We start from the raw sequence: 12,204 nt of genomic DNA, 5'->3' as shown, positions 1-12,204 counted from the left end.
TCACAACTGGCGAATTACGCAACAGGCCCCTTGTGGGAGAAGGTGGCGCGAAGCGCCGGATGAGGGGTATCTATCGGCACGGAATGCGTGAGACATACCCCTCACCCAAGTGAGTTTGTGTCGACCTTCATTGCGGCCCTCTCCCGCAAGGGGAGAGGGCGCAGCAATGTGTATCGCTCCTGAATCCTCGCACCGCGCAGCTACAGATCCATCTCCCAGGTCTCGCCAACCAGATCGTGCCCGAAACTGTGATGCGGCTTGGTTGCGACCAACTCGAATCCTGCGCTCTTGTAGATGCCGCGTGCGGCGACCAGGATGCTCTGTGTCCACAGCGTCATCCTCTTGTAGCCGCGTTCGCGCGCGCCCTGCATGCATTGCTCGACCAGCGCGCGGCCGACACCGAGGCCGCGAGCTTTCTTCTCCACCTGCAACAGGCGGAGTTTGGCGAGCTCGTCCGAGGCCTTGACCAGAAAGATCGAGCCGACCGGCTCGCCACCGACTTCCGCGATCCAGCAATGCTCGCGTGCGGCGTCGTAGTTCTTGATGAACTGTGCGCAGATCTCGGCGACCAGCGCCTCATAGCTGATATCCCAGCCGTAGTCCGCGGCATAGGCGGCCCCCTGCTTGGAGATGACCCAGCCCATGTCACCGACGCGATGGCTGCGCAGCACGACGGGTGCGGGCTGGCTTCGATGCGGCTCCAGCACGGTCTCGATGGTCGCCATCGCCTGCGTGAGCCGCGCTGCATCGCCGGCCGGAAGCTGGGCCAGCATCGCGGCAACCTCGTTTTGCGAGCTGAGGTTCAGCTTGGCGAAACTCTGGCGGCCCTTGGCGGTGAGGCTGAGCTGGTATTGTCTGCGATCCGCGGGCAGGGGCCGTCGCGTGATCAGCCCCTTTTCGTCGAAGCTCTGGACGATGCGGCTGAGATAGCCGGGATCGAGACCCAGCTCGTTGCCGATCTCCTTCGCTGAAACGTCGTCGCGATGCGCCAGCTCGTAGATGACGCGGGCCTCGCTGAGCGAGAACGGGCTCTTGCCCAGGTGCTGGTCGAGCACGCCGAGCTTGCGGGTATAAAAGCGGTTGAAGGCGCGAACCGCTGATATCTGGTCGTCGGTACGGTCGATGGACATGGGGCACCTCAATAATTGCCATTGTCAAACAATTATTTGACTATGGCAAGTATCAGGTGGACTCATCCGACCATGACGATCCGGCTGCGCAGCAGCGTCCGGGAGGAGCGGCCGAGCCGCCTGAGCAGGCGCGCCTCGGAACGGCGGGCCTGGGGCGGATAGCCCCCGATCCGGTCGTAATGGTCACGCGCGATCAAGAGCCCCTGGTCGCCGAGCGGGCCGACCAGCTTGCGGGCCAGGGACCACAGGATATCGCGGAATCCGGTATCCGCGTAAGGCGAACGGGCGTAGCGGAACACCGCCGCACGATCCCGGCCGCTGGCCGCAACGGCCTGGATGAACTGGGTGGTCTCATCGATCCAGCCGGTGTCCAGCACCGCGCCGGCGGGAAGGAACATCAGCCAGGGCGAACGGGCCTGGAGCGCGCCGGCGGCGAGCGCCGCGCCCTGCGAAGAGCCTTCGTAGCCGATGAAGCGGCAGCCGGCGACGTCGGCAACGCGCTCGATGACGCCGTTGCGGGTGCCGTCGACCAGCAGGACTTCCCGGATGATCCCCGCCGCGGCACCGGGTACCAGCGCGGCGAGAGTTGCGACCGCCGTCTGTTCGACGCCTTCGGTCGGTATGATGACGCTCAGCATGGTTGAGGCTTCGATGTCCGCACTTCGAAAGAAGCGTACCTCGTTATGATCCTGTCATAAACACGCGGCGCTGCCGAGCGCAACTTTTCGGCGGCACTTCGGCGTGCGATGGTAAATCGCCGTCCCTCCGTCGCAGCCGAATATGTCGCGCGCAGGGTGGTGGCGTTACCGAATGTTTCGGTGAATCTCGATGTCGTGAGCTTCAAACTGCGCCTTGCTCCGCCGATATCGCCGGGGTGAGGACGGCACCTTCCGCAAGGTACACCGGCAGTCTGACATGGATCTTGCGGCAGGGAAAAACGCGCAACCGCCGATGCGCCGAGCGAGACGAGTATGAACGCCGATCAGTTTCCCATGAGTGCGACGCCAGCTTCGCAGAAGCCGGACGCCGCGACGACCTTGCGGATCCGCGCCGTGATGCTCGGTGAACGCATCAATCCGTCGGGGCTGGAGATCGGTCCGTCGATCTCCTCGACGCCCGCCGCCTTTCGCGTCCATGCCGGCCTCGCCGTGATCTTCCGCTACGGCGTCGCCGTGTTGATCGGCCTCCTTCCATCGGAGGAGAAGGTGCTGCTCGACGGCCTGAAGTCCCGCGTGACCGGCGAGCTCAGCCCCATCGAGGAGGAAACCGCGCAGGCGCAGCTCTGCAAGGACGAAAACGCCGAGGCGATCCAGCCGGGCGGGCCGATCTGCCTCGCGAAATTTTCCGACGAACGGCTGCTGCTGATCGCCGACGCTCTCGCCAAGAGCACGTCACTGGCGCGCGACGAGCGGCGTGTCGCTGCGGTCTTCGATGTCATCGAGCCCTTCGCGCGGGAGCTCGCCGAAAAAGGCCGGACCTCGCGGAAGCGCAGGAGCATCCTGCAGCTGATCGGCAACGCGCTGCTGGTCCAGCAACGGGTCGCCGGCCGTGTCGCGGTCGCCGAGAAGCCCGACGCGCTCTGGGAGAAGCCGCAACTCGACCGCCTCTATGCGCGCCTGGAAGACGAATACGAGCTGAAGGAGCGTCTCGATACGCTCGAGCGCAAGCTCACGGTCATCGCGGAGACGGCGGATGCGCTGACCGACATCATCGACACCCAGCGCTCGCTCCGGCTCGAAATCGCGGTGGTGGTGCTGATCGTGATCGAGGTCGCGATCGGATGTTTCCAGATCTTTGCGGGGATTCACTAGGCGCGAGCTGTTGCGCAGCCGCGCGCGAGGTGCGCATTGATGTGCCCTCGCCCTTGTGGGAGAGGGCAGCCCTGCTGGGAGATACGAACCCACTTGGGTGAGCGGTATGTCTCCGCATACTCGTGTGCACATGTGAACGCGGACAGAACCCACATCCGGCGCTTCGCCTCCCTCTGCTCTTCGAAAAGCGTCTCGCCCGACGGGCTCCTGGCCACCAGCCGCGGCTTCGCCTCGTGCTCGTCGAGCAGTCCCTTGCAGAGCAGGGCAGGCTCGTCCGCCGAAACGTCGAACAGGCCGAACTTGATGCTCGACGAACCTGCATTGAGGACGAGGACCAACGCCGTCATGCCGCCTTTCCCGGCCAGACCCAGTCGCGGATGACAGGCATGTCTTCACCATGCTCGCATACGTAACGCGAATGCTCGATCAGCGCGTCGCGGAACTGCTGCTTCACCAGCGCGGCTCTTGTCGCAAGATTGGGCACGCGATCGATCGCCTCGATCGCGAGGTGGTAGCGGTCGAGCCCGTTGAGCACGACCATGTCGAACGGTGTCGTGGTGGTGCCCTCCTCGGCAAAGCCCCGCACATGCAGGCCGGCATGGTTGGTCCGGTTATAGGTGAGGCGGTGGATCAGGTAGGGATAGCCGTGATAGGCGAAGATCACCGGCTTGTCGCGCGTGAACAGGCTGTCGAAGTCGCGGTCGCTGAGGCCATGCGGATGCTGCTCTTTCGGTTGCAGCGTCATGAGGTCGACGACGTTGACGACGCGAATCCTGAGGTCCGGCAGCGCCTTGCGCAGCAGGTCGACGGCCGCAAGCGTCTCCAGCGTGGGAACATCGCCGGCGCAGGCCATCACCACGTCGGGCTCGCCGTCGGCATCCTCGTTGCCGGCCCAGGTCCAGATGCCGATGCCGGCATCGCAATGCATCGCCGCCTCCTGCATCGAGAGCCATTGCGGCGCCGGCTGCTTGCCGGCGACGATGACGTTGATGCGGTCAAAGGTGCGCAGGCAGTGATCGGCGATCCACAGCAGCGTGTTGGCGTCGGGCGGGAAATAGATGCGGACGATGTCGGCCTTCTTGTTGGCGACGAGATCGACGAAGCCCGGGTCCTGATGGCTGAAGCCGTTATGGTCCTGCCGCCAGACATGCGAGGTCAGCAGATAATTGAGCGAGGCGATCGGACGCCGCCATGGCAGATGCCGTGTCACCTTCAGCCATTTGGCGTGCTGGTTGAACATGGAATCGACGATGTGGATGAAGGCCTCGTAGCAGGAGAACAAGCCATGCCGTCCAGTGAGCAGATAGCCCTCGAGCCAGCCCTGGCAGAGATGCTCGCTCAGCACCTCCATCACGCGGCCGTCCTGCGCGAGATGAGCGTCATAGGGTTCGATCGGCTCCATCCAGACCCGTTCGGTCGTCTCGAATACGGCATCCAGCCGGTTTGACGCGGTCTCATCAGGACCCATAATGCGGAAGTTGCGCTCCTTCGCGTTGAGACGAATGACGTCGCGCAGGAATTTTCCAAGTTCGCGCGTGGCCTCGCCGGTGACGGTGCCGGGATGCGGTACCTCGACCGCGAAACTGCGGAAGTCGGGAAGCTTCAGCTCCTTCTTCAGCAGGCCGCCATTGGCGTGAGGATTGGCGCCCATGCGCCTGTTGCCTTCGGGCGCCAGCGCCTGAAGCTCCGGAATGAGCGCGCCGCTTCTGTCGAACAGTTTTTCCGGCTCGTAGCTGCGCATCCAGTCTTCGAGAATCTTCAAGTGTGCCGGATTCTCGCGGCAGTTCGCGACGGGCACCTGATGCGCGCGCCAAAAGCCTTCGACCTTTTTGCCGTCGACCTCCTTCGGGCCGGTCCAGCCCTTCGGGCTGCGCAGCACGATCATCGGCCAGCGCGGCCGCGCGACGCTGGTTCGGCCGTCTCGGGCGTGCTGCTGGATCGAGTGGATGCTGGCGACCGCGACGTCGAGCGCATCCGCCATGGCCTGGTGCATCAGCTTCGGATCGTCGCCCTCTACGAACAGCGGCTCGTGGCCGAATCCGCGGAACAGATCGCGGATCTCGCTGTCGGGCATCCGCCCGAGCACGGTCGGATTTGCGATCTTGTAGCCGTTGAGGTGCAGGATCGGCAGCACTGCGCCGTCATGCGCGGGATTGAGGAACTTGTTGGAGTGCCAGGACGCCGCCAGCGGGCCGGTCTCGGCCTCGCCGTCGCCGACGACGCAGGCGACGATCAAGTCAGGGTTGTCGAACGCCGCGCCATAGGCGTGCACCAGCGCATAGCCGAGTTCGCCGCCTTCGTGGATCGAGCCAGGCGTCTCCGGCGCCGCGTGGCTCGGGATGCCGCCGGGAAAGGAGAACTGCCTGAACAGTTTCCGCAATCCATCCGCGCTGCGCCCGATGTCAGGATAGATCTCGCTGTAGCTGCCTTCGAGATAGGTGTTGGCCACCATGCCCGGACCGCCATGACCGGGACCGCAGACATAGAGCACGCTGAAATCAAGCGCGCGGATGACGCGGTTGAGGTGCGCGTAGATGAAATTCAGTCCCGGCGTCGTGCCCCAATGGCCGAGCAGACGCGGCTTGATGTGCTCGGGTCGCAAGGGCTCGCGCAGCAGCGGATTGTCCAGGAGATAGATCTGCCCGACGGAGAGGTAGTTCGCCGCGCGCCAGTAGCGATCCAGGAGATCGAGGTCGCTGCTTGCAGCGGACGATTGTCGTTGAAATGTCATGATCCTGCCGACCTTCAGCGGAGATCGTCACCAACCGGGTTCCGGCGAGATCGATCCTTCCGCGGCATCAAACGGGATCGAGATGACCCGGTGTTGCGTGAGGTCAAAAGCCGGCGCGCGAAGTTTGGGCAGGTCTACTGTGCATGGGGTTGTTTTCGCGTTTTCGATTCTTGTTCTTGATTTGTTCCCTTCCCATGCTATCTTGATGGCATGAGTCCAGCTTCTTCTTCTGCTCTCAAGCACCCGCCGGTCACGGCGCCCTCCGAGCCGGCGGGTGCGCCTTCCGATTTCCCCGCGGATTTTCCAGAACTTGGCGTCGCCATCGACCGAGCGCGCCGGCGCGGGCGTGGCGCACAGTCCAACGCCAGCGGCCGCTTCGAGGCCGAGGCGCGCGTCGCTTTCGATGACGGCTGGCAGAGCCTGGAAGAGCTGCCGCCGTTCAAGACCGTTGTCGGCGTCGACACCTCGCGCAAGGTGATCACCCGAAACGATTCCCCCGACATCGGCTTTGACCGCTCGATCAATCCCTACCGCGGCTGCGAGCACGGCTGCGTCTATTGCTTCGCGCGGCCGACGCATGCCTATCTCGGCCTGTCGCCTGGGCTCGACTTCGAGTCGAAGCTGTTCGCCAAGCCCGAGGCGCCTGGTCTGCTCGAGAAGGAACTCGCGGCTTCTGGCTACGAGCCGCGGATGATCGCGATCGGCACCAACACCGATCCCTATCAGCCGATCGAGCGCGAGCGCAAAATCATGCGCGGCATTCTCGAAGTGCTGGAGCGCACCGGCCATCCCGTCGGTATCGTCACCAAGTCCGCGCTGGTCACGCGCGACATCGACATTCTCGCCAGCATGGCCGAGCGCAATCTCGCCAAGGTCGCGATTTCGGTCACCTCGCTCGACCCGAAGCTCGCACGTACCATGGAGCCGCGCGCCTCGACGCCGCCGAAGCGGCTGGAGGCGCTGAAGCAACTCTCGGAGGCCGGAATCCCCACCACCGTGATGGTGGCGCCCGTGATCCCTGCGCTGAACGATTCCGAGATCGAGCGCATCCTCGACGCGGCCGCGCATGCCGGCGTCAAGGAAGCCTCCTACGTGCTGCTGCGGCTGCCGCTCGAGGTACGCGACCTCTTCCGCGAATGGCTGATGGCGAACTATCCGGACCGCTATCGCCACGTCTTCACCCTGATCCGCGACATGCGCGGCGGCCGCGACTACGATTCGAAATGGGGCGAGCGGATGAAGGGCACGGGACCGATGGCCTGGACCATCGGCCGGCGCTTCGAGATCGCCTGCGACCGGCTCGGTCTCAACAAGCGCCGCTGGAAGCTGACGACGGATCATTTTGCGCGGCCGAAGCAGAACGGCGAGCAGCTCAGCCTGTTCTGAGGCGCGGGCGTGGAGGCCGTCCGAGAATAACGGGAATTGCGCGGGTTCCCGGTTGCGCAGGCGAGGCGGCTTGCGCACGATCCCGGCCATGATTCGGGACAAGTCCGCCAGGAAACCGGCCAAGGCCGTGCCAGAGAAGGCTGCTGCGAAAAAAGCAGCGCCCGCCAAGGCAAGCTTTCGCCGCGAGCGCGCGCTGATCAAGCGCGGCGTCTGGCCGGTCGCGGGATGCGACGAGGCCGGCCGCGGGCCGCTCGCCGGCCCCGTGGTCGCGGCCGCGGTGATTCTCGACCCTGATCGCATTCCGCGCGGCATCGACGATTCCAAGCGGCTGACCGCCGAAGAGCGTGAAAAGCTGTTCGACAGGATCTGCGCCACCGCGCAGGTCTCGGTCGCCGTCGCCTCGCCGGCGCGAATCGACCGCGACAACATCCTGCGCGCCTCGCTGTGGGCGCTGAAGCGCGCAGTGGTCGCCTTGCCCGAGGCGCCCCGCCACGTCTTCGTCGACGGCCGCGACCGGCTCGACACGGCCTGCGACTGCGAAGCCGTGATCGGCGGCGATGGCATTGTGCTGTCGATTGCAGCCGCCTCCATCGTCGCCAAGGTGACGCGCGACCGGCTGATGTGCGCGCTGGCGCAGGATTGTCCCGGCTATGGTTTCGAGCAGCACAAGGGCTATGGCGTGCCCGAGCATCTCGACGCACTCGACCGCCTCGGCCCCACCATCCATCATCGCAGCTTCTTCGCTCCCGTCGTCGCCGCCCGCGCCAAGCACATGCCCTGGACGGTCGAGCCGGTGCGGGATCTGTTCGAGGTCGCCGAGGTCGAGGTGCAGGTGGAGGCCTCGGTTGAAATCGATGCTTCGGCAGGCCTCTAGCGTAGACTGGCGTTGCCACGACGCGTGGCGCCCTTTATCAAAACAGGCGTGAGCGAATAGGGCCGGCTGGACGGGTTGGCTGCATCTTGCGGGCGTTGCATGCGGTTTACCTCCCTGGTCATCGAGCTCATTCGCGCCCGGCCGCGACTGATCGTCTGGATTGCCGTGCTGCTCCAGGCCGCGATGTGGCTGCTGGTGGCGCTGTTGTTCTACCGCAGCCCGCCCGGCAGCCTCGCGACCCTGCTGGCCTTCGGCAGGGAATACCAGGTCGGCACTGATCTCGGCCCGCCGCTGTCGATCTGGCTTGCCGATATCGCCTATCGCGTCGCGGGCGGCCACATGTTCGGCGTCTACGTGCTGGCCGAGCTCTGCGAGATCGCGACCTTCATCGCACTCTATCATCTGGCGCGCGCCGTCGTCGGCACCCAGCAGGCGGTGCTCGCCGTGCTCTTGACCATGACGGTGCTGGCCTTCTCCTCGTCGGCGCTCGACTTCGGCCCGCTGGTACTCGCGCGGCCGCTCTGGGCACTGCTGCTGCTGCATTCCTGGCAGATCATCGGCCAGCGCCGCGGCAATGCATGGTTCGCCTGGTCGATCGAAGCAGGCCTCCTGCTCCTCACCACGCCGGCCGCGATCTTCCTGCTCGCGATGCTCGTCATCTTCGCGCTCGCGACCGCGGGCGGCCGCCGAACCTTGCGCGCACTCGACCCGCTGTTCGCACTCGTCGTCGTCGCCGTGCTGGCGCTGCCCTACGCGGTCTGGCTGATGCGTGCCCAAACTCTCGTCCTGCCAGCCCTGCCGCAAGTGGCGGATCTCAGCGCCCGCGCGATCCACGCCGCCTGGCTGCTCGGCGGGCTCGTGCTCGGTGCGATCGCGGTCCCGGTACTGAGCTTCCTCAACGCGCCCCTGTTCGCCGGCAAGGGCGAGGAGGCGCCGATCATTTACCGGCCACCGGTCGAGCCGCTTGCACGCAACTTCGTCTACTTCTTCGCGCTGGCGCCCGCGCTCGGCGCAGTCGTGATTTCCGGCTTGTTCAGGTTCGAGGCCGTCGTCGGCGGCGCCGGCGTCGTGCTGGTCATGTCGGGCCTCGCCATGGTCGTGGCGGCAGGCGATCTCATCGCCATGCGCGGCGCGCGGATGTTGCGCACGGTGTGGGCGGCGGCCGTCGTGGCGCCCGCCGCCGGTGTCGTGCTGGGCGTGCTGTTCATGCCCTGGACCGGCACCGGCGAGATCGCGACCTCGATGCCGGCCCGCGCGATCTCGGATTTCTTCGACGAGAGCTTTGCCCGCCGTACCAATCATCGCCTGCGCGCGGTTGCCGGCGAGACCCAGCTTGCAAGCCTGATCACGCTGCATTCCGGCCGGCCGCACCTCTTCATCGACGCCAATCCTGCGCGCACGCCGTGGATGTCGCAGGCCAAATTCAGCGAGAGCGGCGGCGTCGTGGTCTGGCGTGCCTCCGATACGGCGGGAACCCCGCCGCCCGAAATCCTTGCGCGCTTCCCCGGCATCGTGCCCGAAGTGCCGCGCGCCTTCGAATGGCTGGTGACCGGACGCCAGCAACTCCTGCGCATCGGCTGGGCCATCGTGCGGCCGAAGGGAACGTGAGTACGAGAGCCTGCTAACCCGCCAGGGCCTTTGCGATCGCGCGTAGATCCTGCCAGGCCAAGCGCTTGTATGACGGCGAGCGCAGCAAGTATGCCGGGTGAAACGTCGGCAGCGCGCGGATGGTGCGTTGGCCGGTCTCGTACTCGAACCAGCGCCCGCGCGTGCGCATGATGCCCTCGCGGGTCGAGAGCAGCGTCTGCGTCGAGGGATTGCCGAGCGTCACCAGCACGTCGGGGTTCACCAACTCGATATGCCGCTGGATGAAGGGCAGGCAGATCTGCGTCTCCTGCGGCGTCGGCGTGCGGTTGCCCGGCGGTCGCCAGGGGATGACGTTTGTGATGTAGGCCGTGGTGCGGTTGAGGCCTATGGCACCTATCATCAGATCGAGCAGCTTGCCGCTGCGTCCGACGAAAGGCAGTCCCTCGATGTCCTCGTCGCGGCCCGGCGCCTCGCCGACGAACATGATGCGGGCCTGCGGATTGCCATCGGCGAACACCAGCCGCGTCGCGGTGTGCTTTAGCGCGCAGCCTTCGAAGTTTTGCATGAGTTCGCGGAGCGCCTCGAGCGTCGGCGCGGTGCGTGCGGCCTCGCGCGCCGAGGCGATCGCGACGTCGGGCGCCGGTGCGGTCTCGCCGCGCATCACGGCGGGCGCAGCAATAGGCCGCGGTGCCTCGAACGGCGACGCCGCGCGCGGGGCTGGCGGCGGGGCGTCTAATTCCGCCAGGCGGTCGATCGGTTCCTCGGCAAGCGCGCAGTCGACACCGGCCTCCAGATAGAAGGCGAGAAGCTCTCGGACGGTGGGTGCGGGCTCGGGGATCATTGGGAAAGTCAGACTATTAGTTCATCTTAGGACGCCTTGCATCCCAGCGGAACGCATTTCCGTGGTTGTCCTACCCGGAAAAATCGGAAACAAGGGGGCGCAAATGACGAGGAACCGTCTCAAGGGCTGAGATCAGATGAGCACCGAAGAACTTCCCCCGCGCGAATCCATGGAATTCGACGTCGTCATCGTCGGCGCCGGCCCCTCGGGCCTGGCCGCGGCGATCCGGCTCAAGCAGATCAATGCCGATCTCAACGTCGTCGTGGTGGAGAAGGGCTCCGAGGTCGGTGCGCACATACTCTCCGGCGCCGTAATCGACCCGGCCGGGCTCGACAAGCTGATCCCGGATTGGCGCGAGGATTCGGATTGCCCGCTCAAGACGCAGGTCAAGGACGACCGCTTCTACTGGATGACCGCCGGCGGCGCGATCAAGCTGCCGAACTTCATGATGCCGCCGCTGATGAACAATCATCATTGTTATATCGGCTCGCTCGGCAATGTCTGCCGCTGGCTGGCGCGCAAGGCCGAGGCGCTCGGCGTCGAGATCTATCCGGGCTTTGCCGCGGCCGAAGTGCTCTATGACGAGAAGGGCGCGGTGAAGGGCATCGCCACTGGCGACATGGGCATCGGCCGCGACGGCAAGCCGAAGGACTCTTTCACCCGCGGCATGGAGTTGCTCGGCAAGTACACGCTGTTCGCCGAAGGCGCGCGCGGCAGCCTGACCAAGCAGTTGATCGCGAAGTTCGCGCTCGATTCCAAGAGCGAGCCGCCGAAGTTCGGCATCGGTCTCAAGGAAGTCTGGCAGATCGACCCCGCCAAGCACCAGAAGGGCCTGATCCAGCACTCGTTCGGCTGGCCGCTCGACCTGAAGACCGGCGGTGGCTCGTTCCTCTATCACTACGACGACAATCTCGTCGCCGTCGGCTTCGTCGTGCACCTGAACTACGACGATCCCTACCTGTCGCCTTTCGACGAATTCCAGCGCTTCAAGACCCATCCCTCGATCCGCGGCACCTTCGAGGGCGCCAAGCGGCTTGCTTACGGTGCGCGTGCCATCACCGAAGGCGGCTACCAGTCGGTGCCGAAGCTGACCTTCCCCGGCGGCGCGCTGGTGGGCTGCGCGGCCGGCTTCGTCAACGTGCCGCGCATCAAGGGCGTCCACAACGCGATGGGCACCGGCATGCTGGCGGCCGAGCATGTCGCGGCCGCGCTCGCGGCCGATCGCGCCAATGACGAGGTCGTCGACTACGAGAACGCGTGGCGGTCCTCGTCGGTCGGCAAGGATCTGTTCTTGGTCCGCAACGTCAAGCCGCTGTGGTCGAAGTTCGGCACCGTGCTCGGCGTCGCACTCGGCGGCTTCGACATGTGGTTCAACACGCTGTTCGGCACCTCGCTGTTCGGCACGCAGTCGCATGCCAAGCCCGACCGCTCGACGCTCGATCCGGCCAAGCAACATGCGCCGAGGAACTACCCGAAGCCGGACGGCAAGATTTCCTTCGACAAGCTGTCCTCGGTGTTCCTGTCGAACACCAATCATGAGGAGGATCAGCCGATCCATCTCCGGGTTGCCGATATGAACCTCCAGAAGATGTCCGAGCATGACGTCTTCGCCGGTCCCTCGAATCGCTATTGCCCGGCCGGCGTCTACGAGTGGGTCGAGGAGGGCGCGGCTCCGCGCTACCAGATCAACGCCCAAAACTGCGTCCACTGCAAAACCTGCGACGTGAAGGACCCCAACGGCAACATCACCTGGGTTCCTCCGGAGGGCGGCGGTGGACCGAACTACGAGGCGATGTAAGGGCGCGCCAGGCGGGCAAATAGGCCCGAAGGGTGATGGAGCGCAC

9 protein-coding genes and 1 pseudogene are annotated in these 12,204 nt (G+C 65.3%); 5 read left to right on the top strand and 5 right to left on the bottom strand.

The window, feature by feature from the left end:
- Positions 1-200 precede the first annotated feature (200 nt).
- On the bottom strand, positions 201-1,130 hold the full coding sequence (locus QY049_RS36460) for a helix-turn-helix domain-containing GNAT family N-acetyltransferase (protein ID WP_258762832.1): 930 nt from the start codon (positions 1,128-1,130) through the stop codon (positions 201-203).
- A gap of 62 nt (positions 1,131-1,192) precedes the next feature.
- On the bottom strand, positions 1,193-1,768 hold the full coding sequence (locus tag QY049_RS36455; protein WP_194477314.1) for a glycosyl transferase: 576 nt from the start codon (positions 1,766-1,768) through the stop codon (positions 1,193-1,195).
- 333 nt (positions 1,769-2,101) lie between these two features.
- Between QY049_RS36455 and QY049_RS36450 the strand changes: the two genes are divergently transcribed.
- Complete coding sequence (locus QY049_RS36450; protein ID WP_258762831.1) at positions 2,102-2,941, top strand: RMD1 family protein; 840 nt, start codon at positions 2,102-2,104, stop codon at positions 2,939-2,941.
- A gap of 164 nt (positions 2,942-3,105) precedes the next feature.
- Here QY049_RS36450 and QY049_RS36445 read toward each other — a convergent pair.
- Positions 3,106-3,288, bottom strand: a pseudogene (locus QY049_RS36445) (acetate kinase); the annotation flags it as partial.
- A complete protein-coding gene (locus QY049_RS36440; RefSeq protein WP_258762830.1) occupies positions 3,285-5,672 on the bottom strand; it encodes a phosphoketolase in 2,388 nt (795 codons plus the stop codon). The pseudogene QY049_RS36445 and the gene QY049_RS36440, both read right to left, overlap by 4 nt.
- Positions 5,673-5,882: 210 nt before the next feature.
- Here QY049_RS36440 and QY049_RS36435 point away from each other — a divergent pair, with 210 nt between their 5' ends.
- The 3 genes from QY049_RS36435 to QY049_RS36425 all read left to right on the top strand — a co-directional run bounded on the left by QY049_RS36435 (position 5,883) and on the right by QY049_RS36425 (position 9,540).
- Complete coding sequence (locus tag QY049_RS36435) at positions 5,883-7,058, top strand: PA0069 family radical SAM protein (protein WP_258762828.1); 1,176 nt, start codon at positions 5,883-5,885, stop codon at positions 7,056-7,058.
- 88 nt (positions 7,059-7,146) lie between these two features.
- Positions 7,147-7,932, top strand: a complete 786-nt coding sequence (locus QY049_RS36430; RefSeq protein WP_194477310.1) for a ribonuclease HII — start codon at positions 7,147-7,149, stop codon at positions 7,930-7,932.
- A gap of 99 nt (positions 7,933-8,031) precedes the next feature.
- On the top strand, positions 8,032-9,540 hold the full coding sequence (locus QY049_RS36425; RefSeq protein ID WP_258762827.1) for a glycosyltransferase family 39 protein: 1,509 nt from the start codon (positions 8,032-8,034) through the stop codon (positions 9,538-9,540).
- 13 nt (positions 9,541-9,553) lie between these two features.
- Here QY049_RS36425 and QY049_RS36420 read toward each other — a convergent pair whose 3' ends face one another.
- The gene (locus QY049_RS36420; protein WP_258762826.1) at positions 9,554-10,360 is read right to left on the bottom strand and encodes a uracil-DNA glycosylase family protein; all 807 of its coding nucleotides are present in this window, start codon (positions 10,358-10,360) and stop codon (positions 9,554-9,556) included.
- 136 nt (positions 10,361-10,496) lie between these two features.
- Here QY049_RS36420 and QY049_RS36415 point away from each other — a divergent pair, with 136 nt between their 5' ends.
- A complete protein-coding gene (locus tag QY049_RS36415) occupies positions 10,497-12,158 on the top strand; it encodes an electron transfer flavoprotein-ubiquinone oxidoreductase (protein ID WP_258762825.1) in 1,662 nt (553 codons plus the stop codon).
- Positions 12,159-12,204 lie beyond the last annotated feature (46 nt).

It is taken from the genome of Bradyrhizobium sp. WYCCWR 13022 (genome assembly GCF_030435535.1).
Lineage (GTDB): Bacteria > Pseudomonadota > Alphaproteobacteria > Rhizobiales > Xanthobacteraceae > Bradyrhizobium.
The sequence above is the reverse complement of the archived record's forward strand: the minus strand, read 5'-3'. Positions and strand labels throughout refer to the sequence as shown.